Annotated in this window: 22 protein-coding genes and 2 pseudogenes; 12 read left to right on the forward strand and 12 right to left on the reverse strand. The window is 64.9% G+C overall.

Going from position 1 to position 22,577, the window contains the following annotated elements:
• Positions 1-76: 76 nt before the first annotated feature.
• From TK49_RS07505 to TK49_RS24545, 3 genes and pseudogenes are all read left to right on the forward strand, one after another.
• A pseudogene (locus TK49_RS07505) lies at positions 77-622 on the forward strand (glycosyltransferase); the annotation flags it as partial.
• Positions 623-640: 18 nt separating this feature from the next.
• Positions 641-1,765, forward strand: a complete 1,125-nt coding sequence (locus TK49_RS07510; protein ID WP_045786156.1) for an MraY family glycosyltransferase — start codon at positions 641-643, stop codon at positions 1,763-1,765.
• Positions 1,755-2,003 (forward strand): hypothetical protein, encoded by a 249-nt coding sequence (locus tag TK49_RS24545; RefSeq protein WP_157773994.1) that lies wholly within the window; start codon positions 1,755-1,757, stop codon positions 2,001-2,003. Before TK49_RS07510 ends, TK49_RS24545 begins: the two co-directional genes overlap by 11 nt.
• Here the strand turns inward: TK49_RS24545 and TK49_RS07515 are convergent.
• A complete protein-coding gene (locus TK49_RS07515; RefSeq protein ID WP_045785571.1) occupies positions 1,957-3,252 on the reverse strand; it encodes an ISL3 family transposase in 1,296 nt (431 codons plus the stop codon). The two genes, TK49_RS24545 and TK49_RS07515, sit on opposite strands and share 47 nt — an antisense overlap.
• Positions 3,253-3,373: 121 nt before the next feature.
• On the opposite strand from TK49_RS07515, the gene TK49_RS07520 reads away from it, so the two are divergent.
• The 5 genes from TK49_RS07520 (at position 3,374) to TK49_RS07540 (ending at position 8,728) form a co-directional block, all read left to right on the forward strand.
• A complete protein-coding gene (locus TK49_RS07520; RefSeq protein WP_240479950.1) occupies positions 3,374-4,117 on the forward strand; it encodes a GumC domain-containing protein in 744 nt (247 codons plus the stop codon).
• 71 nt (positions 4,118-4,188) lie between these two features.
• Positions 4,189-5,574 carry a phosphomannomutase/phosphoglucomutase gene (locus TK49_RS07525; RefSeq protein ID WP_045787799.1) on the forward strand — a complete coding sequence of 462 codons (1,386 nt, stop codon included), beginning with the start codon at positions 4,189-4,191 and terminating at the stop codon, positions 5,572-5,574.
• Positions 5,575-5,617: 43 nt separating this feature from the next.
• Positions 5,618-6,616 carry a lipopolysaccharide heptosyltransferase I gene (waaC, locus tag TK49_RS07530; protein WP_045786157.1) on the forward strand — a complete coding sequence of 333 codons (999 nt, stop codon included), beginning with the start codon at positions 5,618-5,620 and terminating at the stop codon, positions 6,614-6,616.
• A complete protein-coding gene (gene waaA, locus TK49_RS07535; RefSeq protein WP_045786158.1) occupies positions 6,616-7,932 on the forward strand; it encodes a lipid IV(A) 3-deoxy-D-manno-octulosonic acid transferase in 1,317 nt (438 codons plus the stop codon). Before waaC ends, waaA begins: the two co-directional genes overlap by 1 nt.
• 97 nt (positions 7,933-8,029) lie before the next feature.
• Complete coding sequence (locus TK49_RS07540; RefSeq protein ID WP_045786159.1) at positions 8,030-8,728, forward strand: META domain-containing protein; 699 nt, start codon at positions 8,030-8,032, stop codon at positions 8,726-8,728.
• Here the strand turns inward: TK49_RS07540 and TK49_RS07545 are convergent, their stop codons facing one another.
• From TK49_RS07545 to TK49_RS07560, 4 genes are all read right to left on the reverse strand, one after another.
• Positions 8,729-10,195 carry a TolC family outer membrane protein gene (locus tag TK49_RS07545; protein ID WP_455431420.1) on the reverse strand — a complete coding sequence of 489 codons (1,467 nt, stop codon included), beginning with the start codon at positions 10,193-10,195 and terminating at the stop codon, positions 8,729-8,731.
• A 72-nt stretch (positions 10,196-10,267) separates the two neighbouring features.
• A complete protein-coding gene (locus tag TK49_RS07550; protein ID WP_045786161.1) occupies positions 10,268-10,600 on the reverse strand; it encodes a rhodanese-like domain-containing protein in 333 nt (110 codons plus the stop codon).
• A 25-nt stretch (positions 10,601-10,625) separates the two neighbouring features.
• On the reverse strand, positions 10,626-11,276 hold the full coding sequence (locus TK49_RS07555) for a protein-L-isoaspartate O-methyltransferase family protein (RefSeq protein WP_045787800.1): 651 nt from the start codon (positions 11,274-11,276) through the stop codon (positions 10,626-10,628).
• Positions 11,277-11,371: 95 nt separating this feature from the next.
• Positions 11,372-12,112: a TetR/AcrR family transcriptional regulator gene (locus TK49_RS07560; RefSeq protein ID WP_045786162.1), complete on the reverse strand. Its 741-nt coding sequence runs from the start codon at positions 12,110-12,112 to the stop codon at positions 11,372-11,374.
• A 200-nt stretch (positions 12,113-12,312) separates the two neighbouring features.
• Here TK49_RS07560 and TK49_RS07565 point away from each other — a divergent pair.
• The 4 genes and pseudogenes from TK49_RS07565 (at position 12,313) to TK49_RS07580 (ending at position 15,347) form a co-directional block, all read left to right on the forward strand.
• Positions 12,313-12,569: pseudogene (locus TK49_RS07565) on the forward strand (YkgJ family cysteine cluster protein).
• Positions 12,570-12,582: 13 nt separating this feature from the next.
• Entirely contained in the window at positions 12,583-13,182 is a 600-nt protein-coding gene (locus TK49_RS07570) for a DUF1439 domain-containing protein (RefSeq protein ID WP_045786163.1), read from the forward strand.
• A gap of 51 nt (positions 13,183-13,233) precedes the next feature.
• Positions 13,234-14,115, forward strand: a complete 882-nt coding sequence (locus tag TK49_RS07575) for an undecaprenyl-diphosphate phosphatase (protein WP_045786164.1) — start codon at positions 13,234-13,236, stop codon at positions 14,113-14,115.
• 119 nt (positions 14,116-14,234) lie between these two features.
• Positions 14,235-15,347: an NADH:flavin oxidoreductase/NADH oxidase gene (locus tag TK49_RS07580; RefSeq protein ID WP_045786165.1), complete on the forward strand. Its 1,113-nt coding sequence runs from the start codon at positions 14,235-14,237 to the stop codon at positions 15,345-15,347.
• 18 nt (positions 15,348-15,365) lie between these two features.
• Here TK49_RS07580 and trmB read toward each other — a convergent pair whose 3' ends face one another.
• From trmB to ftsH, 7 genes are all read right to left on the reverse strand, one after another.
• Positions 15,366-16,139 carry a tRNA (guanosine(46)-N7)-methyltransferase TrmB gene (gene trmB / locus TK49_RS07585; protein ID WP_045786166.1) on the reverse strand — a complete coding sequence of 258 codons (774 nt, stop codon included), beginning with the start codon at positions 16,137-16,139 and terminating at the stop codon, positions 15,366-15,368.
• A gap of 264 nt (positions 16,140-16,403) precedes the next feature.
• Positions 16,404-17,312, reverse strand: coding sequence for a LysR family transcriptional regulator (locus tag TK49_RS07590; protein ID WP_003141085.1), 909 nt, complete (start codon positions 17,310-17,312; stop codon positions 16,404-16,406).
• Positions 17,313-17,544: 232 nt separating this feature from the next.
• On the reverse strand, positions 17,545-18,699 hold the full coding sequence (locus tag TK49_RS07595) for a S1C family serine protease (RefSeq protein ID WP_045786167.1): 1,155 nt from the start codon (positions 18,697-18,699) through the stop codon (positions 17,545-17,547).
• Between the two features lie 23 nt (positions 18,700-18,722).
• Complete coding sequence (locus TK49_RS07600) at positions 18,723-19,688, reverse strand: zinc metalloprotease HtpX (RefSeq protein ID WP_045786168.1); 966 nt, start codon at positions 19,686-19,688, stop codon at positions 18,723-18,725.
• Positions 19,689-19,695: 7 nt separating this feature from the next.
• Entirely contained in the window at positions 19,696-20,166 is a 471-nt protein-coding gene (locus tag TK49_RS07605; protein WP_045786169.1) for a phosphate-starvation-inducible PsiE family protein, read from the reverse strand.
• Positions 20,167-20,241: 75 nt separating this feature from the next.
• On the reverse strand, positions 20,242-20,682 hold the full coding sequence (gene trxC, locus TK49_RS07610) for a thioredoxin TrxC (RefSeq protein ID WP_009238721.1): 441 nt from the start codon (positions 20,680-20,682) through the stop codon (positions 20,242-20,244).
• A complete protein-coding gene (ftsH, locus tag TK49_RS07615; protein WP_045786170.1) occupies positions 20,679-22,562 on the reverse strand; it encodes an ATP-dependent zinc metalloprotease FtsH in 1,884 nt (627 codons plus the stop codon). Before ftsH ends, trxC begins: the two co-directional genes overlap by 4 nt.
• Positions 22,563-22,577 lie beyond the last annotated feature (15 nt).

Here is a 22,577-nt window from a genome sequence, read left to right on the forward strand (position 1 = left end):
GCACACATGCCCACCGGGCTCGACGACCAGGAGTCATTGTGACTGTTGGGTTCCACACGAAATGACGAAGAGCCGCGTGCGGGCGTTGGTTGATACGTTGTGTCAGCGTTCGGACGTCGTGCTGGTGGGGCCTCGCATTGTGTCGCCTGACGGCCAGCTGTATCGTTCATGCAAGCTTTTACCGACGCCTTGGAACCTGTTCGCGCGGCGATTTGCACCCCGACAGCTCTACGCGGCGGCCGATGCGCGATATGAACTACATGCGTTCCGCTATGATCGCGAGCTTCAGGTTCATAACCTGTCCGGAGCCTTCTTGGCGTTTCGATCAGAGGCTTTCATAGCTTTACGAGGGTTTGATCCTCGGTATTTCATGTACCTCGAAGACGTTGACATCTGCCGGCGGGCCGCGAAGCTGGGCGCAGTAATGTTCTTGCCGCAGGCCGAGGTGGTGCATGAGCATGGTAAAGGGTCGTACCGTTCGCCGCGGCTCCTGCGCGAGCACATTCGTTCGGCCCTTCTGTATTTCAACCGTTTTGGCTGGTTTGTCGATACGGAGCGACGGCTTTTGAACAAAGAAACACTGGCACGTGTGAATGCGATGCGCCCGCTTGCCGGACGTTAGAAAACTGGGCGCAACTCTATGCTTACATTGTCGATAGCGTTTCTTGTGTCGTTTGCCGTGACGTTGATGGTGATCCGGTATTCGAGTCTGCACGCCCATATCACGGCGGACTGGGATCTGGACGGTGTGCAGAAGTTTCATGCGAAGCCTGTGCCGCGCATCGGCGGGCTTGGCATTGTGCTAGCGCTGACTGCTGCTGCCGTCGCTGCATGGATACGAGACCCGAAGCAGGTGGGATATCCGTTTCTGTTGCTGGTGGTCTGCGTCCTGCCTGCTTTCGTTGCAGGCTTCATCGAAGACATGACCAAGCGCGTTAGTCCGCGTGAGCGGTTGCTCGCGACCATGGCCGCTGCTTTGGCAGCGGTCTACTTTCTAAACGCAAGGATCGTCCGAATCGACTTCCACCTGATCGATCTGGCGTTGGCCTTTCCCATCGTCTCCATCGTGATCACGACCGTTGCGGTGGCGGGGCTCGCCAATTCCATCAACATCATCGATGGCTTCAATGGGTTGGCCTCCATGGTGGCGATGATGATGTTCGTCTCGCTTGCTTATGTTGCGTTCCATGTGGGCGACACGTTGATCTTAACCATCGCGTTCGCGATGATCGGCGCGATCCTAGGGTTCTTCATCTGGAATTTTCCCGCGGGGCACATCTTCCTGGGAGACGGCGGTGCTTACATGATCGGCTTCGTGCTGGCGGAGTGCAGCATTCTGTTGGTGCTGCGCAATGGCAGCGTTTCAGCTTGGTATCCCGTACTGATGGTGATCTATCCGATCTTCGAGACGCTGTTCTCGATCTATCGCAGGCGTATCTTGAAGGGTGTACCGGCTGGATATCCGGACGGGGTGCATCTTCACACCCTGATCTATCAGCGGGTCATGCGCTGGGCCGTAGGCAGCAAGGACGAACGGCACCGGCTGCGGCGGAATTCCATGACGTCGCCCTATCTCTGGTTGCTCAGCCTGATGGCCGTGCTGCCGGCGACGCTATTTTGGAATAACGAGATCGCTTTGCTGGCATTTGTTGCTGTTTTTATCTTTTTCTATGTTTGGCTCTACTGGCGCATTGTTCGGTTCCAGTCGCCGCGTTGGCTGATTGTCAAGAGGCACCATCGGGTAAAAAAGCATCATGAACACTAATCAATACCGTGATGATGCGGCCGACGAGGACGCGGCGATGATGACGGTGGCACAGGTCCTGCTGTTCATCCGTCGCCATCTAAGGAAACTGGGTTTCACCGCGGTGGTTGCCGCAGCGGTGGCTTTCGCTATCGCGTTGGCTATGCCGAAGCAATGGGGCTCCATGTCGTTTCGTGTGGAAAGCAACACTGTCACTGGGGCATCGCCGGCGCGAACGGGCTGGCCGGCAGGTGCTTGAGCTTGGACATGCGCAGGTAGGCGATGGCGATGAAGTTCTGGCTCGTCCTGAAGCCGCGCGCGGCGCGCTTGGCCTGCTGCAGCAGTCCGTTCATCGCCTCGACGAAGGCGTTGCTGCGGTGATCGACCATGCCGCGCACCACCGCGTCGAACCGCTCCTTGAGCGTGGCGGCCAGCTTCTTGAACGGCTCGAGCCGACAGCGCCGCGCCCAGCTCAGCCAGGCCCTGAGGTCGGATGCGGCCTGTTCGATGCTGTTGTGCGCTGTGGCCCGTGCGTACACCGCGCGCAGCGCCATCTTCAGCCGCCACGCCCGCGCGCTCTTGAGCGTCGAGCGCTGCAGCCAGTGCATCGCCTGGAGCTGGCGGGCGCTCCAGCTGCTGGGGTTGCGCCGCATGCCCCACAGCAGCTGCCTGAGCGTCTTGCGGCCGCCAGCGCCCAGCGCGGCTCGCACCGCCTGCGCGTCGGTGGCCATCTCCGCGCGGCGCACCTGGTCCATCGCCTCGATGGCCATCGAGACGACGTGAAAGCGGTCGTAGCTGATCTGCGCCTCGGGCAACGCCAGCGCCACGCCCTTGGCGTAGGCCGCGCTCATGTCCATGCACACGTGCCGCACCTGGGCGGGATCGCCGCCATGGGCCCTCAGATCCTCGGCGAACTCCACCACCGTGCGGTGCTCGCGCCCCTCGGTGGCGAACAGCAGCCGCTTGCGATCCAGGTCGTGCACGACGGTGATGTAGTGCTGCCCGCGCCGCAGGCTGGTCTCGTCGATGCCCACCGTGCGCACGCCGGCGAAGTCTTCCAGCGCACGCGCCTGCGCGACGTAGAACTCGATGCGCCGCCACAGCCGCTTGTCCTTGCAGCGCAGCAACTCGGCGGCCTGGCGCACCGGCAGGTCCAGGCACAAGGTCAGCGCCAGCGCTTCGAACGCCGCGGTGAAGCCCGAGCCCGGACGCGCCCAGGGCACGGCCACCTGCGTGGTCTTGCCGCAGGCACCGCAGGCCACGCGCGGCACGTCGCAGTGCAGCCAGGCCTCGAACTGGAAGAAGTCCAGGTGCCGCCAGGATCGGCGCAGCCGGTCGTGCACCGGTTGCGTGGCCGCACCGCATGCCGGGCAGGCGAGCCTGCTGGTGTGGCAGCCGATCTCGAAGTCGATACGCCGCTTGGCCGTGTCGAGCCTGACGTCATCGACGACCCACGGCGGCTGCAAGCCCAGCGCGCTGGTGAACAGAGCTTCTACGGCAATGCCCATGGACTCATCCTCCTGATCAAACACGCCTCGTGGACATGTGCACAGGCCGGCCAGCGGCCTGCACACATGCCCACCGGGCTCGACGACCAGGAGTCATTGTGACTGTTGGGTTCCACACGAAATGACGAAGAGCCAGCAATGGGAGGCCAGTGCGGTCGTCCAGATTGGCCAGATTGCCAACGAGACTCCGCAATCTCCTGTGACGCTCGTCGAAACACCGGGCCGTGCGGTGGAGCGCCTGCAATTGCCGCAGTTCGAGGATGTGGTTCTTCAGAAACTTGGGCTACCCGTTACGGTTGGGGAAAACGCCAGTACGGATTTGATCCGCCGTTCTCTGAAGACCGCGCAATTGAAGAATGCCGACCTGATTGAGGTGACCGTGCGCGGTTTCTCCCAGGCAGATGCACAGCGGTATGCAAAGGCCTTTCTGGATGAGCTGATAAGCGCCCACGCTGCACTCGCCAAGCCCTCCATGGATAAGATCAACGCGAATATGGCTGAAGTCACTCGCCTGATCGCGTCGGAAGAGGCGAGGAAGGCACAGCTTTCAGCTCTGGCGCGTACCCGCGATCAGTCTAAGGGTGCGGCGACCTTTCCGGAAAGTGTGCTGCTGGCCAGCCTGATGGCTGAGAATGACAAGCAGCTTCAAGTGTTACGCCAACGCGAGATCAACATCCGAGAGCAACTGAACCCTGAGCGGACGTTCAATACCCGGCTCTTCGGGCCGATGTATGTCAGTCGGCGTCACGTGTTCCCGCATGGACTCGTGTTTGCAGCAGGGGGCTTGGCGTTCGGCCTGCTGGTGGCGGTGATCTGGGGCCTGTACAGCGACTGCCGACAGGGCATTCTTCGCTGTGGTGCGTAAATACTGTCTCCGCTGGCCAGTGACCCTTCCGCCTTTCTTGATATACAACGATTGAAACAGGGCATATGCCGATGCAAATCAACCCAACCATCTTCAAAGCCTACGACATCCGCGGCATCGTCGGAAAAACCGTCGACGCTGACACCGCCCGCCTCATCGGCCGGGCCTTTGGTTCCGCCGCCCGCGCCAAGGGCGAGTCGGCCGTGGTGATCGGCCGCGATGGCCGCCTGTCGGGTCCGGAGCTGCTGGCTGCACTCGCGGACGGCCTGCGCGCCAGCGGCGTCGATGTGATCGATCTGGGGCTGGTCGCCACGCCGATGGTCTACTTCGGCACCAACATCGAGCTGGCCGGCCGTCGCGCCACGTCGGGCGTGATGGTCACCGGCAGCCACAACCCGCCGGACTACAACGGCTTCAAGATGGTGCTCGCCGGCCAGGCCATCTACGGCGATGAGATCCAGGCGCTGCGCACGCGCATCGAGCAGGGCGACTTCACCGAAGGCGCGGGCGGGTACGTGCAGGTGGACATCCGCCAGCAGTACATCGACCGCATCGTCTCCGACGTCAAGGTGAGCCGCCCGATGAAGATTGCCGTGGACTGCGGCAACGGCGTGGCGGGGGCCTTCGCGCCGGCGCTGTTCCGGGCGATGGGCTGCGAGGTGACGGAGCTCTTCTGCGAGGTCGATGGCCACTTCCCCAACCACCATCCGGATCCGGCGCACGTCGAGAACCTGCAAGACCTCGTGCGCACGCTGCAGACGACCGACTGCGAGCTCGGCCTTGCGTTCGACGGCGACGGCGACCGTCTCGGCGTGGTGACCAAGGACGGCCAGGTGATCTTCCCCGACCGCCAGCTGATGCTGTTTGCGCAGGAGGTGCTCTCGCGCAACCCGGGCGGCGAGATCATCTTCGACGTGAAATGCACGGGCAAGCTGGCGCCGTTCATCCGCGAGCACGGCGGCCGCGCGACGATGTGGAAGACCGGTCATTCGCTGGTCAAGGCAAAGCTCAAGGAAACCGGCGCGCCGCTCGCCGGCGAGATGAGCGGCCACATCTTTTTCAAGGACCGCTGGTACGGTTTTGACGATGGCCTGTACACGGGCGCGCGCCTGCTCGAGATCGTCTCGCGCCTGGCCGACCCGAGCGCCACGCTCAATGCCCTGCCGAACTCGCACTGCACGCCGGAGCTGCAGCTGAAGTGCGCCGAGGGCGAGCCCTTCGCCCTGCTGGACAAGATCAAGGCGAACGCGACGTTCGAGGGCGCCAAGGAAGTCATCCGCATCGACGGCGTGCGCGTGGAATACGAAGACGGCTTCGGCCTGGCGCGGCCGTCCAACACCACGCCCGTGGTGGTGATGCGCTTCGAGGCGGACAACGATGCCGCCATGGCGCGCATCCAGGCGCAGTTCCGCCGCGCGATCCTGGCCGAGAAGCCGGACGCGCAACTGCCGTTCTGATCGAGCGGTTCGCACTCATGAGGTTGGGGGAAAGGATGGCGGCATGCGTGTGCTGATCGTCAAGGTGTCGTCGCTTGGCGATGTGGTGCATTGCACGCCGGTGGTGGCCGATATCCTGCGCGCGCATCCGGAGGCCGAGATCGACTGGGTGGTCGAGGAGGGCTTTGCTGGCATCGTGCGCATCGTGCGCGGCGTGCGCGAGGTGATTCCGTTTGCGCTGCGGCGCTGGCGCAAGTCGCTCGGCGCTGGCAAGACGTGGAACGAGATGGCGGCGTTTCGGCGTGCGCTGCGCACGCGGCCGTACGATGCCGTGCTCGATACGCAGGGGCTGATCAAGACGGCGCTGATTGCCGCGCAGGCCAAGCTCGCACCGAATGGCTTCGTCGCGGGGCTCGGCAACCGTACGGACGGCGCGGGCTACGAGCCGTTGGCGAGGCTCTTCTATCAACGCAAGATCATGATGGAGCCGCGCATCCACGTGGTCGAGCGTTCGCGCCGCATGGTGGCCGAGGCGCTGGGCTATACGCTGCCCGATACGATCGATTTTGGTCTGCAGCCGCCGGCGGAGCTGCCGTTCGCTCTGCCGCGCCCGTACGTGGCCCTCGTGCATGCGACGTCGCGCGCCGACAAGGCGTGGCCCGAGGCCGCGTGGGTCGAGGTTGCGCGTGAGCTGCTGGCCCGCGATTACGCGATCGCCCTGCCGTGGGGCAGCGAAGCCGAGCGCCGCACGAGCGAGTCCATCCGCGAGGCGATCGTTGCGGCGGTGCCTGGCACGGTCGGCCGCGTGGTGATTCCGCCGCGCATGTCGCTGCCCGACGTGACGGCGTTTCTCGATCAGGCGACGGCGGTGGTAGGCGTCGACACCGGCCTCGTGCACATCGCCGCCGCGCTGTGCAAGCCGACGGTGGCGCTCTACAACTTCACCACATCGTGGCGCACGGGCGGCTACTGGACGCCCAATGTGCGCGACCTCGGCAGCGCCGACGCCCATCCGACCAGCGCGCAGGCGCTCGATGCGCTGCGCGCGCTGGGTGTGCTGTGATGCTGCGCGTCCTGTATCGCTGGCTGTGGCGCATTGCGCTGCCCTTCGCGCTGCTGCGCCTGTGGTGGCGCGGGCGCAAGGAGCCCGGATACCGCCAGCACGTCGGCGAGCGCCTCGGGTTCTATCCACCGCGCGTCAATCCCGATCGTCCGCTGCTGTGGGTGCATGCCGTATCGGTGGGCGAGACGCGTGCCGCCCAGCCGCTCATCGATGCGCTGCTCGCGCGTTTTCCGCACCACGCCGTGCTGCTCACGCACATGACGCCGACTGGCCGCCGCACCGGCGCCGAGTTCGCAGCGCAACGCAACGGGCGCGTCATCCAGGCGTATCTGCCATACGACCTGCCCAGCGCCGTTGACCGCTTCCTGCGCCATTTCCGGCCGCGCCTGGGGTTGCTGATGGAAACCGAGATCTGGCCGGTGCTGATCGAGCGCGCGTACGCTGCCGGTGTGCCGATGGTGCTCGTCAACGGGCGCCTGTCCGCGCGCAGCCACCGGCGTACGGCCCGTCTGGGCGATGCCGCGCGCGAAACCTACGCGCAACTGGCCGCCGTGCTTGCACAGACGCCCGACGATGCCGACCGCTACCGTTCGCTCGGCGTGCCGCGCGTGCGCGTGACGGGCAACCTCAAGTTCGACATCACGCCGCACGTCGACCAGATCATGGCCGGCCGCATGCTGCGCGACGCGTTGGGCGGCCGCACCGCCTGGGTGGCCGCCAGCACGCGCGAAGGCGAGGAGCCGCTGCTGCTCGAGGCGTGGCAGGCGCACCGTGCGCAGCACGTCGGCAGGCGGCATGCGCTGCTGATCCTGGTGCCGCGGCATCCGCAGCGTTTTGACGAGGTGGCGCAACTGGCCGAGCGTGCCGGCCTGCGGGTCGTGCGCCGCAGCGCGCTGTCGGTCTCGGCGGACGGCGTGGCGGGCGAGCTCGCGCTGGCAGAGGCCGATGTCCTGCTCGGCGATTCGATGGGCGAGATGGCGCTGTACTACGCCGCCGCCGAGGCCGCGTTCATCGGCGGCAGCCTGTTGCCGCTGGGCGGGCAGAACCTCATCGAAGCCTGCGCCGTCGGTACGCCGGTGGTTATCGGCCCGCATACGTTCAACTTTGCGCAGGCCACGCGCGACGCCGTGGCGGCGGGCGCCTGCATCCAGGTCGACGATGCGGCCGCGGTCACGCGCGTGATCGACACGTGGCTCTCCGACCCCGATGCGCGCGAAGCCGCGTCCCGCGCCGCACTTGCCTTTGCCGCCACGCACGGCGGTGCGACGGCGCGTACCGTGGAGGCGGTGGCATCACTGGTGCTGCCGACGCTGTAGCCGTGCATCGTCGGCACGAAAAGTGCGAACTCATCGCGAACCGGGCAGACTAACGGCTCTTTGCGCATTTGCATTTCGTCATTGTTCACGACTGTTCATGTCTCAACCGAATCGTCCCACGCCCACCTTGCTGCGGACGCCGCGCCGTGTGGTGCTGACGGCCGCAGCCCTGGCGGTATTGACCGCTGCCACCATCATTGGCGCCGGCTGCATGACGCCGACGGCGTCGTCCGGGCCCGCGGCCACGGCCGCAGCCCCGGCATCGGAGCCGCACGCCGCGGCATCGGCCCCGGCCGCTGACAAACCGAGGCCGGCCAATGCCGCGCCCAACCCCGGCCAGGCCACGCTGACTCAGGCTCAAGGTGAGGGCCGCTCGCGCTTTGTGCTGATCCGTTGGCAAGAGCCCGGCATGGCGCCCAAGGTATTGCCCTCCAGCGAAGACGACGGCGCAGATGCGGCCGCGCAGCCGCTGTCCATCGAGTTCAGCGCCGGCCTGGAGGCCGCCAACGGCGTGGCGTCGGGCTACTCGGGCTGCAACCGCTTCACGGGGCCGTACGAAAAGCTCGCGTCGGGCATGCGCTTCGGCAACCTGGTATCGACGCGCATGGCCTGCGATCCGGCACGCATGGAGCTGGAGAATGCGTTCCTGGAGGCGCTCAAGTCGCCGCTGGCGACCGTAGGCATGCAGCCTTCCGCCAGCGGCACCCAAGGCCGCCAGGTCATCTGGAAGACGGCCAGCGGCGCGCTGCTCCAGTTTGCCGAGCGCCCGCTGCCGCCGCGCGGCCAGTCACACTGATCAGCGCTTGGCAGATTGCGCTGCGGCCTTTGCGGGCGCCGTCCTGGCGACGCGCGCCGGCAGTGCGGTGATGTCGCTCGAGCCGCTGGCCGTGAGGAGCGTGTTCACCTGGATCACGTCTGCCTCGCTGAGTGTGCCGGCCGCGGACTTGAGCCGCAGGCCGTTGACGATCGTGTCGTAACGCGCGCGCGCGAGGTCACGCCGGGCCTGGAAGAGCTGCGCCTGCGCGTTGAGCACATCGGTGCCGATACGCACGCCGACACCGTAGGCGAGCTGGTTCGACTCATACGCCGTGCGTGCCGAGAGTTCGGCGGCTTCCAGCGCCTTCACCTGGGCCAATCCCGCAATCACGCCGATATACGCTTGCCGGGCGCCTTGCTCGGCAGAGCGGCGGGCGAATTCGAGGTCGTTCGCGGCCTTGGTCTCCAGTGCGATGTTCTCGCGCACGCGCGACTGGATCGCCCCACCCGCAAAGATCGGGATGGACACCTGCACCCCGATCTGCGAGCTGTCAAAGCGCGCGCCGCCGGGCAGCGAAGGCAGGTACTGGTTGCCGCTGGCATTCGTGTGGCCGGTCTGCGCGACGAGGTCCACGGAGGGCAGGTGGCCGGCCGCGGCCTTCTTCACATCGCGTTCGGCGCTCTGCAGGTTGTACTGCGCCAGCGCGACCTGCAGGTTGCCGGTGCGCGCTTGGTCCACCCACGGTTCGGCGGCAGCGGGCTCCGGTTGCGGCAACGTGGCTCCGGCGCGAACGCCTGCCAGCGTGCCGACGGGTTCGCCCACGATCTGCCTCAGCGCCGACTGCTTGACCTCAAGGTCGCTGCGCGCGGCGATGACGCTGGCTTCGATCGCGTCGCGGCGGGCCTGCGCGTCGTTCGCATCGGTGATGTTGGCGTTACCGACGTCGAAGTTGCGGCGCGCCTGTTCGTACTGCTGCTGGATCGCATCGCGCTGCGCGAGCGCGAGCTGCAGCGTGTCCTGGGCGTTGAGCACGTCGAAGTACGCCTGCGCCGTCCGGGTGATGAGGTCGAGCTGCGCTTGCGCGAGCGATGCTTCGGCGGCCTGGGCGGCAATCTCGCCTTGCTTGTAGGTCTCCCAGCGGTCCCAGCGGAACAGCGGCTGCGAAAGCGACAGCGTCCAGCCCGTCGACGAGAACGTCTTGTTGAAATCGACCGGCGCGTTCTGATCGAAGATGATGCGCGTCGTGCTCCACGCACCGCCCACCTGCGGCAGCAGGCCGGCGCGGCCCTGCGTGAGCTTCTCGCGCTGCGCGAGCGACTGCGCGCGCGCCGACGCGAATTGCGGATCGTTGGCCAGCGCGGCGCGGTAGGCGGAAAGCAGATCGGTCGCGGCCGCTGCGCCCGCCGGGGCCTGGGCCCAAGCGAACATCGGCATCATAGACGCGCACAGCACAACAAGTGCACCGCGCGCGACCATCCGCGTGCGGCTACTGCGAGCAACAGTCATAAAGCCCCCGAGCGAGGAAAACGTTCGGAAGGCAGCGCGGACCACCGGGCGTGGTCCGCGTGGCTTCCCCAATCAGTACGTCGTCATCTGCGGGTCCACCTGGTTGGCCCAGGCATGGACGCCGCCCTGCAGGTTGTAGACGCGGGCCGGATCGAAGCCCGCACGCGTGATCAGAAACTGCGCAACCTGCGCGCTGCGTCCGCCGTGGTGGCAGATGCAGACGATGTCTTGGTCAGCATCCAGCTCGCCCGCACGTGCAGGAATCTGGTCCATCGGGATATGCGTGATCCCGGGCAGGGCACAGATTTCGAGCTCTTCCGCCCAGCGCACGTCGAGCAGGACGGGCTTCGCGCGCGATGCGTCGGCGAGCCATTGGGCGAGGGCGGTGGGAGCGAGCTGTTGCATGGTGATTGGGGCAGTCGGGGCGGCGTCAGAAGCGGAAGTGCGAGGGCGCGGGAATTCCGACCAGCGGTGCCACGTACGTCTCGAACAGGTTGCGCGTCTGGTATTCGGTGTTCGAGATGCGCGTGATGAGCTGCGCTTCCATGACCGGCGCGCCGCCGACGAAGATCGACAGGCGGCCACCCACCTTGAGCTGCTTGAGCAGCGCTTCCGGCACGGCCGGCACCGAGCCCGACACGCAGATCACGTCGTAGAGGCCATCGCCCCAGCCTTGGGCGCCGCTGGCTTCGACGACGTCGACGTTCGTCACGCCGTTGCGCGAGAGGTTGTCGCGTGCAAAGGCGACGAGTTCGGGCACGACGTCCAGCGTGGTGACCTGGCGGCCGCGATGCGCCAGCAGGGCTGCCATGTAGCCGGAGCCGGCTCCCACTTCGAGCACGTCTTCATGCTTGCGCACGGCCAGTTCCTGCAGCACGCGGGCCTCCACGCGCGGGGCCAGCATGTTCTGGCCGCCGGGCAGCGGGATTTCCATGTCGACGAAGGCCAGCGCGCGGTAGGCCTCAGGCACGTAGTGCTCGCGCTTGACGACCGTCAGCAGGTCTAGCACGTCGGTATCGAGCACGTCCCACGGACGGATTTGCTGCTCGATCATGTTGAACCGGGATTTTTCGATGTCCATGGGCATGCCTTCCATGCGGAGCAAATGATGCGAATGAGGGTTTGACGACAAACCCGGCATTTTAGCAAGTCCGGAGGACATTCCGGCAGCGGTTGTCATGACGTGGCGCCTTCATCGGGATTGCCGCGCGTGGCCGGGTTGCGCCAGGGCTGGTCGGTGAGGGCAGGCAGCGGCGGAACCGTCGCGCCGACCGCCGGATTGCGCAGCACGCCGTGCAGCAACAGCGAGACCACGTGCGAGATGAACGCCCTTGGGTCGAGCTGCCGATGCGAACACGGGCCGAAGGAGTGCTTCCACAGCATCAGGAAGATCATCGGCGCGGCCATCGTCAGGGTGGTCAGGTCGATATCGACGTTGCGCAATTCACCGCGCGCCATGCCGCGCTCGAGGATGCGCGCGAACAGCCGGTCGCAGCGTGCGATGACTTCCTCGTGGTAGTACTGCGCCAGGTCCGGGAAGTTGCCCGATTCGGCCATCAGGAGCTTGGTCAGGCCAGAGGCGGGGGATTCGCCGATCAGCTCCCACCAGCCCATCAGGATTTCGTGCAGCAGCGCCTCGGTGGTGCCCTCGAAGGTGTCGATGAAGGCTTCGCCCTCAGCCAGCGCGGGCAGGAGGTTTTCCTGCACGACGGCCTTGAACAGCTCTTCCTTGTTGGCGAAGTACAGGTAGACCGTGCCCTTGGACACACCCGCCGCCGAGGCCACGTCCTCGAGCCGTGTGGCCGCGTAGCCGCGCGCCACGAACAGGTTCAGCGCGGCGGCAACCAGTTCCTGCGGACGCGCCTCTTTGCGGCGGGTCCAGCGTTTGGCGGAAGACTCGGAATCTCGATCGGTCACGACGGCAACAACGGTAGGGCGGGTCACGCGGCAAGCGCCACTGACTCGCAGATAACTTACTTTCGGGTCATTAATGTACGCACGCTGTACAGATGGGTCAAGCGACATCGACGCTGTCAATCAGATCAGGGCTCGAAGTGCACGCATTGTGCTGGTGCACAATAGCGGCTTCTGCCTTGATGTCACCGACTCGCACGGCCATGGATTGCCGACCTCACTGTGGGGCATGCTGCATCGCGCCCTCGATCTCCAGCCCGACCCCGGGATGCCCGGCGGCAAGCCGGCGGGCGTGCGGTGCGTGCAACTGGACGAGGCCAACCGCTGTCGCATCTTCGGCCGGCCGGAACGCCCGGCCGTATGCGGCAGCCTGCGGCCGGAGCCCGACATGTGTGGTGCCTCGGCCGTGCATGCCATGCAGTTCCTGACCCGGCTCGAGGCCGCCACTGCAAGCTCCTGATGCCTGATGTGCCATGACCGATTCTGAAATTTCCACGCCGTTCGTGCGCGCCCGCCGTGTCCGCTGGTGGGCGGGCGCCGCCGCCATGGCGGTGTCCATTGCCGCCATGCTCGTCGCCTGCATGCCGACGGGCTGGACGGGCGACGGCTACACCTTCTCGCGCAGCCAGATGCAGGATGCGCTCGCACGCAAGTTTCCGTTTCAGCGGCGCTTTCTCGGCTTCTTTGACGTGACGCTGTCCAATCCGCAGGTGGCGCTGGACCCGGCGCGCAACCGCATCGCCATCCAGGCCGATGCACGCGTGGAAAGCGGCCTGTTTCGTGAACCGCTGACCGGCCCGCTGGCCGTCTCCAGCGGCCTGCATTACGACGCGCCCACACGTTCCATCCGCCTCGATCAACCGAGCGTCGACCGCTTTGACCTGCAGAACGTGCCCGGCGGCGTCGGCCCGCAGATCAGCGCGATCGGTTCGCTGATCGCCGGGCAGTTGCTCAACGATTACGCCGTCTACACCTTCAAGCCCGACCAGCTGAAAGTGGCTGGCATTGCTGTGGAGCCCGGTACAATCACGGTTTTGCCCGAAGGCGTGCACGTCCAGGCCAAGCGGCCTTGAACCCGGTGCACCCCTCAGCGCTTCGTTTTTCTTCCCCTGTTTGCTCACTGCATGGACATCGCACTCGCCATCAAAGCGCTGATTCTCGGCATCGTCGAAGGCCTGACCGAGTTCCTTCCCATCTCCAGCACCGGTCACCTGATCCTCGCCGGCCAATTGCTCGACTTCAATGACGAGAAAGGCAAGATCTTCGAGATCGTGATCCAGTTCGGTGCCATCCTGGCGGTGTGCTGGGAGTTCCGCCACAAGATCATCGACGTGGTGAAGGGCCTGCCGAACGACCCGCGGCAGCAGCGCTTCGCGATCAATGTGATCGTGGCGACGATTCCTGCGATCACGCTCGCGCTGATCTTCGGCAAGGCCATCAAGGCGCATCTGTTCAACCCCATCGTGGTGGCGTCGGCGTTCATCGTCGGCGGTTTCGTGATCCTGTGGGCGGAATGGCGCGAGCGCCATCGCGGCGAAACGCACGACCCGCGCGCCAATGCGCTGCTCGAAGCGGCCAAGGCCGGCGCGCCGCGCATCGAGACGCTGGACGACCTGCGCATCTCCGACGCCATCAAGGTGGGCTTCGCGCAGTGCTTTGCGCTGATCCCGGGCACGTCGCGTTCGGGTGCCACCATCATCGGCGGCCTGCTGTTCGGGCTGTCGCGCAAGGTGGCGACGGAGTTCTCGTTCTTCCTCGCGATTCCGGTCATCTTCGGTGCGACGGTCTACGAGATGTACAAGTCGCGCGCGCTGCTGTCGGCCGACGACCTCTCGGTCTTCGCGGTGGGCTTCGTGGCGGCGTTCATCTCGGCATTCTTCTGCGTGCGCTGGCTGCTGAAGTTCATTGCCACGCACGATTTCCGTGGTTTCGCGTGGTATCGGATCGTCTTCGGCATCATCGTGCTGGTGACGGCGTACACGCACCTCATCGCCTGGCAGCCCTAAGCCGCCGGCAAGCATTTCCCTTCCTCGGCGCGCGGCTTTCGCGCCGTCTGCACGATCGGGCGGATTCGGACACACTGGCGGTTTCTTCCGTCAGCCGCTGACAACCGGATCGCCTGATCATGAGTGCACTTTTCCAGCCTTTTTCCCTGCGCGGTCTCACGCTCGAGAACCGCATCGTCATCTCGCCCATGTGCCAGTATTCGGCCGACAACGGCCGGGCGGCAGCATGGCACCACACGCACCTGGGCAGCCTGTCGCTGTCGGGTGCAGGCTTGCTCATGATCGAGGCGACGGCCGTGTCGCCCGAGGGCCGTATCACTCACGGCTGCCTGGGTTTGTGGGACGACGCAACCGAGGCGGCGCTGGAGCGCACGCTTGCGGCCATTCGCCAGAACGCGCTGGTGCCGTTCGGCATGCAGATCGCACATGCCGGCCGCAAGGCGTCAAGCGCGCGCCCGTGGGAGGGTGGCGCGCTGCTGCCGCTGGACGCTGGCGGCTGGGAGACGATGGGCCCCTCCGCATTGCCGCAGCGCCCCGAAGAACGCGCCCCGCGCGAGATGACCGATGCCGACCTCGCCCGCGTGCGCGAGCAGTTTGTGGAGACCGCCCGCCGTGCGGTGCGCCTTGGCATGGCGGCCATCGAGCTGCACTGCGCGCACGGCTATCTGCTGCACGAATTCCTCTCCCCGATCGCCAACCGGCGCACCGATGCGTACGGCGGTTCGCGCGAGAACCGCATGCGTTATCCGCTGGAGATTTTCGATGCCGTGCGCGCCGTGGTGCCTGACAACATCCCGGTGGGCGTGCGCGTGTCGGCCACCGATTGGGTCGAGGGCGGCTGGACGCCAGAAGATTCGGTGGTGTTTGCGCAGGCATTGCGCGCGCGTGGCTGCGACTGGATCGATGCCTCCTCAGGCGGCGTGTCGCCGCTGCAGCAGATTCCGCTGTCGACGGGCTACCAGGTACCGTTCGCCGAGAAGATCCGCAACGAGGCCGACATCCCGACCATCGCCGTGGGCCTCATCAACGAGCCGCATGAGGCCGAGGCGATCGTGGCCGAGGGTCGCGCCGATCTCGTCGCCATCGGTCGCGCCTTCCTCTACAACCCGCATTGGGCATGGGCCGCCGCCGCCGAGCTTGGTGCGACGGTCAAGGCGCCGCCGCAATACTGGCGCGCCTTCCCGCGCCACGCCAAGAACCTCTTTGGCGAGACGCATTTCGGCGCGCGTTGATGTGCGCGCCGGCCGTGGTCAGCCGCGCTTGCGGAAGACCACGTCCCACACGCCGTGCCCGAGGCGCAGGCCGCGCTTCTCGAACTTGGTGACGGGGCGATAGTCCGGGCGCGGTGCGAAGCCGTCCGCGGTGTTTTCGAGCATCGGCTCCGCAGACAGCACCTCCAGCATCTGGTGGGCGTATTCCTCCCAGTCCGTCGCGCAGTGCAGGTAGCCGCCCGGCTTCAGGTGTGCGGCAAGGCGCGCCACGAACGGCCCCTGGATCAGGCGCCGCTTGTGGTGGCGCTTCTTGTGCCACGGGTCGGGAAAGAACACGTGGATGCCATCCAGCGTGCCTTCCGGGATCATGTGCTCGAGCACTTCCACCGCGTCGTGCGACACGATGCGGATGTTGCCGATGTCGCGCTCGCCAATCAGCTTGAGCAGCGCGCCCACGCCGGGCTCGTGCACTTCCACGCCCAGGAAATCGTCATCCGGACGCAATTGCGCGATGTGCGCGGTGGTCTCGCCCATGCCGAAGCCGATTTCGAAGATGCGCTTGGCGCCGGTACGGCGGAACGCGGCATCCCAGTCGAGCGGTTCGGTGGCGTAGGGCAGCAGGAAGCGCGGGCCGAGCGCTTCGATGGCACGCTGCTGGCCGCTGGAGGTGCGGCCGGCACGGCGCACGAACGAACGGATGCGGCGCAGGTGGCCGACTTCCGTGCCGGGGTCGGCGTCTGCTGCGGCGTTGGTATCTTGCGATTCCGGCGTGGCGTCGTCGGGGCCGGTGCCCGGTTGTTCAGTGGGCTGCATGAGGATCCCGGTGCCAGCACTGCGTCAGGCGCAGCAGGCAACAAAAAAGCCGCCGAGGGCGGCTGCAGGCTGTTCGGTGGAGCGGGCGATGGGAACATCATCGTGTTCCCAACTCGTTGATTGATAACGAGTTTTCCGCACTCGGCGAACCGAGATGGACATAATTATGGACTGAAAAACCACGCTTGGTCAACGCGCGCTCCGAGCAAGTCCAGTGCGAGCCATGGACAGCCAGCAGTAGCCAATGTACCCGAGCGCTCAACGTCACGAGGCCGGTTCATCTCCCTTTGGCAGGAACTCCTCGCGGGCGCGCTGCAGAAACCGCTTCATGGGCTCAGAGGGTTCGGCGCTGCGGCGCAGCAGGTAGGTGGACAGCATGGGCGGCGTGCCGGCCAAGGGGCGAACGGTTATGTCGGGGCGGTTCAGGGTCTGCACCTGCGAGGCAATGGCGAAACCTAGGCCATAACCGGCACCGACCAGAGTCAGCATCACGCCTAGGCTCGTCACCTGATCTACCAGCTTGAGCGGCTTGGACGCACCTTGAAGCACCGCCTGGATCTGGTGGTGGCAGCCCGATCCCGCGTCCGGATGGCACAGTACCAACGGAAACTTCAAGGCTTCATCCAATGGCACTTCCGCGTGCGCCAACAAGGGGTGGCGCACGGGCACGATCACCGACAGAGGATCGGTCCACACGGGCTCGGCGACAAGGCCTTCGCTCACCGCGTCCGACAGCGCAAAGCCGATGTCCAGCAGATCGTTGTGCAGGCCCTTGAGCTGCTGCGCGAAAGGCAGCTCGAAGACGCGAATCTCCAGTTCGGGCTCTTCCTCGCGGCTGCGCGCCAGCAAGGTGGCAATGTGGGGCTGCGCCAAGCTGTCGCAGATGGCGATGCGCAGATAACCCTGATAGCCCTGCGCCGCCGCCTTTGCGGCACTCACCGCCTGCTCCACGGTGGCCAGCACACGCCGGCACTCACCGAGGAACACTTGACCGGCCCAGGTCAGTCGCGTCTGGTGCGCGCTGCGGTCGAACAACTGCACGCCGAGCGTGGCTTCGAGATTGCGCATTGCGCGCGACACAGGCGATTGTTCTACGCCAAGGCGCTCGGCCGCTCGCGCGAAATGCAGTTCTTCCGCGACCGCAACGAAATAGCGCAGTAGTCTGAGTTCCAATGCGGCCTCCTGTTTGCCTCGTTCCTGGCCTGCGTCCACCTCAAGCGGATTGCGCCTCGCTTTCTCCTTCGATGATTGGCAAGAGGTTCCGGCGTTGCATGCTTGCCTATTCGGATAGGCAGATCGCATCCGAAAATTACGGAGGTTGAGGCGGAACGCTACCTGGCCGAAGACCTGAGAACCTCAATCACCGCGACGCTGCACTACCGCCTGATCCACAGGTTCAGTTCAATCAATTCCCGGGTTGCAGCTCCACACGCACCTCGCGCGATTTGCCGGCCCGTTCCACTGACAAGACCACCACATCGCCGACCTTCCTGTCGTCTAGCCGCGCGAGCAGCTTGGCCACATCGTCCGTCGCCTTGCCATCAACATCGATGATGCGGTCGCCCGGCACGATGCCTTGCGGCGTGACTTCGACACCCGCGAGGCCGGCCTTGTGCGCTGCCGAACCAGGGGTAACACGCAACACGAACACGCCCTTGCTTCCGGTCAGTGCAAGCAGGTGCTGATTGAGCTGTTCGTCCACCTCAATGCCCAGCGCCGGACGGATGTACTTACCGGTCTTGATGAGTTGCGGGACTACGCGCATGACGGTGTCCACCGGCACGGCGAAGCCAATCCCAGCCGATGCACCGGAAGGGCTGTAGATCGCTGTGTTGATGCCGATCAGACGGCCGGCGGAATCGAGCAACGGCCCACCCGAGTTGCCGGGGTTGATAGCGGCATCGGTTTGAATCAGGTGTTCGATGGTCACTCCGCCAGATTCTCCGGGCAGCGATCGATCTAGCGCGGACACGATGCCGTTGGTGAGTGTCCAATCCAGGCCGAAGGGGTTGCCGATGGCGAACACCTTTTGTCCCACCTTGAGGTCTGCGCTGGTGCCGACCGGAACGGCGGGCGGGCGCTGGAAGCCGACGCCGATTTTGAGCACCGCGATATCGTGTGCCGGACTCACTCCGACCAGCGCGGCTTGGTAATCGCGGCCGTCGGCCAGTTTGACCGTGGCCTCCGACGCCCCCTGAATCACATGAAAGTTGGTAACGACATGACCGGCGTCATCCCAGATGAAACCCGAACCCGTCCCGCGCGGCACGGAAAAGACGTTGCGCGTCCAGACATCTCGTACCAGTTGGGACGTCGTGATGTAGACCACCGATCCCCGGGATTTCTCGAACAGTTCGATGGTGGCCTGTTCGTCAGCGGCCAGATCGCCACGCGGCGTGACGGTGCGCTCAGCGGCTTGGCGCGGGCTGAACCAGGCCTCGATGGCGGGCAGGAACTGCCAGAACAGCATGAGTGCGGCAACGCACGCAGTGATGAAGAGCCACCGCCGGACGAAATGATCCGGAGCTGGGCGTTGTGGGTAAGGATCGTGGTAAGCCATGGCGGGGGTTCCTTTCGAGTGATTTAGCGCCAAAGGCCGCTCAGGCCCCGGCGTGGCGGGCGCATCGGGGCGAACGACCTTGGCGCGAGATATTCCGTTTGGAACGGCAGGGCCTGCGATGGCTGAGGCGCTAACGCCATCAGGCGCGCGATACGATCCTCTGTCGCCGGATGCGTGCGCAACCAGGACGGTTCGGGATTGCCCCAACCGGGCAACAACCAGGCTCGCCACGAGCGGCTCACCCGCTCGATCTTCGCCAGCGCCGAGGCGAGCCCGTGCGGATCCCCCGTCAGCTCTGCGGCCATCCGGTCGGCATCGAACTCTCGCACGCGTGACAAGCCCAACTGCGCGAGCAGTGCCAGTTGCGGCGAAGCGGCCAACAGCAATAAGCCAAGCCAGTTAATTTCTACGGTACCGGCCAACAGCGCCGGCATACTGATCAGGAGCACGACCTGCCCCAGCAATGCCAGCAGGTTCGTGAGCCGGCTGATCGAATCGGCCAAGCCCATGACACGAAGATCTTCTTGAGCGATGTGCGCGACTTCATGCGCCAGCACGGCTTGCAGTTCCCGGATACTCAGGCTGCGGAGCAGGCCATCGGTGAGGGCAATGGAGGCATGGCGTCGCGAACCAGTAGCAAAAGCGTTGACGATGCCGCTGGGCACATAGTGGGGAACCGGCGTATTCGGTAATCCGGCGCGCACGGCCAACTCCCGCAACAGCGACCAGATTGCGGGGGCTTCCTGGTAATGCAAGGGACGGGCGCCATACAGACGCAAGGTCATCGCGGAGGCGGCGACAGGTTCGATCAGCAGGGTCAATGCGCATGTTGCCAGTGCCAGCCAAAGGCCCATCTCGCCGAACAGCAGACTGCCAGCGGCAGCCGCGATCCCCACCAGGGTCAAAACCAGCAGCGCGGTTTGAAAGCGATTGAGCCAGCGGTGCCTCGACCTGGCATCGTGTCGGCCGACTAGACCATAGGGGGTCATGCCTCCATTACTCGCTCTTGCGGTCATCGCGTTCACGCATGAGCCAATAGGTCAGACCCAAGGCCAGTACCGTCCCCGCCAGCGCGGCCACTTTGGCAGGATCAACGTCGGGTTCTAGGATGATGAACTTGCGGGCCAGTGCCAGGATCGCGATCAGAATGACGGTCTTGACCTGGATGATGCTTTCCTTGCGCAGAGCCACTTTGACGATCGAATGCTTGAATTCCATGGCGATCAGCAGCGTCATGGTGGCACCGAACACCAGCTGGAAAACCTTATGATCCAGTGGATTCAGCGCATCCATGACGAGCAGCGTGAAGACGAGCCGAATCAACTGAATCAGCGAGATCACAATGACCACCGCGATGACGCCCGAAAGCGTGATGGCAACAACCTGCTCGAAGCGCTCGTAAACCGTCATCAACCGCCACTGGGAGCGTATCTCGTCAAGGGCCGTGTGGCCAGATTCTTTATTCATAAGCGTTGCGCTCTCTCTTTCAATGAAACGTTAATGGAACGGAGAGTCCGAGAAGACGACTCGATCACACCTGAATCACCGGGGCAATTGCGAAGCCACCCAGCGCATAATGTCCTGCGCGCCCATGGCGCCCGCCTGACGTGCAACCTCATGTCCCCCTCGGAACAAAATCAGGGTTGGAATGCTGCGAATACCGAACTGGGCGGCCAGGTGAGGCTCGGCCTCGGTATTTACCTTGGCCAACCTCACCTTGGGTTCAAGCAGGGAGGCTGCCTGCTCGAACTGCGGCGCCATCATCTTGCACGGTCCGCACCACGGCGCCCAAAAGTCAACCAGCAGCGGCAGGTCACTGCGCTCCAGATGACGGGCGAAGGTCGCTGTGGTCAGATCAATGGGTTCTCCGGTGAACAGCGGGTGCTGGCACCGCCCGCAATTGGGCTTCTCTGCCAACTTGTTGGCTGGCACGCGATTGATGGATTGGCAGTGTGGGCAGACGATATGAATGCTGTCACTCATGAGGTGGCTCCTTGGGACACAGAGGAAGTAATGGCTCCGGCAGTTGGGCCGCTGTGACATGGGGATTCGAGCTGTAGCCCTTGCGTCAGTTGCCGGATGCTGTATTCATCCAGCGTTTCCCGTGCGAGCAGTTCGCGCGCGCACCGCTCCAGCACTTCTCGGTTAATTTCGAGAATTCGGTATGCACGATCAAACACACCCATCACGATGTCACGGATGGCTTGGTCGATGCGTGTCTGAGTCGATTCGGCTACCCGGCAGCCACCCTGTACCAGTTCAGGCGCATCAAGAAAACGCGGCCTCTGTGCCTCAAAAGCAACGTACCCCAAGCCCTCATCCATGCCGAAGCGCGTAATCATGTCGCGGGCGATGTCGGTGGCCCGCGCGAGATCGTCTGAAGCCCCTGTGGACAGCTCGCCAAACACGAGCTTCTCAGCCGCGCGCCCTCCCAGGAGCACGGCGATCTTGTGCTCCAGGTCGGCACGTGTCATCAGAAATCGGTCTTCGGTGGGCCGCTGCAGGGTGTAGCCGAGTGCACCGATGCCACGCGGAACGATTGAAATCTTGTGTACCGGATCGGTGCCGGGCAGCGCCAGCGCCACCAGCGCATGCCCCATCTCGTGATAGGCCACGGTTTCCCGCTCCTTGGGATTGAGCACTCGGTTTTTCTTCTCCAGGCCCGCCACGATGCGCTCGATGGCGCCGGTGAAATCCTGCAACTCCACGGCGGACGCTTTGCGCCGGGTCGCGGCCAGCGCGGCCTCGTTGACCAGGTTCGCGAGGTCTGCACCCGAAAAGCCCGTGGTCAGCGCAGCCACCTGTTCGAGATCGATATCCTGAGCCAGCGTCACCTTCTTGACGTGGACTTTCAGGATGTCCAGCCGTCCCTTCTTGTCGGGCCGGTCCACCAGCACCTGACGGTCGAAGCGACCGGCGCGCAGCAGCGCCTGGTCGAGGATTTCGGGGCGGTTGGTGGCGGCGAGGATGATCAGCCCGACCGAGCTGTCGAAGCCGTCCATCTCCGTGAGCAGCTGGTTGAGGGTCTGCTCGCGCTCGTCGTGGCCGCCGATGGGGCCGCCGACACCGCGCGCGCGGCCCAGCGCATCGAGCTCGTCGATGAAGATGATGGCCGGCGCCTGCCCGCGGGCCTGCTCGAACAGGTCGCGCACGCGCGCTGCACCCACGCCGACGAACATCTCGACGAACTCCGAGCCTGAGATGGAAAAGAACGGTACCCCGGCCTCGCCCGCCACGGCCTTGGCCAGCAGGGTCTTGCCCGTGCCGGGCGGGCCAACCAGCAACACACCTTTCGGGATGCGCGCCCCGAGCCGTCCATACTCCTGCGGATTCTTGAGGAAATCGACGATCTCAACCAACTCCGCCTTGGCTTCATCGACGCCAGCGACATCGGCAAAGGTCACGCCAGTGTTCTTCTCCATGAATACCTTGGCACGGCTCTTGCCGATGCTCAGGAAGCCACCCATGCCCTGCTTCTCGGCGAAGCGGCGGAACAGGAAGAACCAGACGCCGAAGAAGGCCACCGCCGGCAGAATCCAGGAGAGCACATCACGTAGCCAGGTGCTTTCCACCACCCGCGCATAGGGCACGTCGTACTTGGACAGCCGCTCGGCCAGGTCGGGTTCGACACGGGTGGCCACGATGGTGGTCTTGCCCCGGCTGTCCGGCGATTTCAGGCGCCCGGTGACCGTGCGGTCCGACACCAGCACTTCGGCGACGCGCCCCTCGGCCAGCGCCTTCTCGAATTCGCTGTAGGGCACGGGCTCGACGGTCTTGGCCGCCTGCCAGTAGTTCTGCAGCGTCAGCAGCAACAGGCCGGCGACGATCCAGTAGCCAATGTTCCATTGATCTTTCTTTTCCATGGGCAATGTTCCTCG

Origin of the sequence: Ralstonia mannitolilytica, from assembly GCF_000954135.1 — a bacterium.
Taxonomy (GTDB): Bacteria; Pseudomonadota; Gammaproteobacteria; order Burkholderiales; family Burkholderiaceae; genus Ralstonia; species Ralstonia mannitolilytica.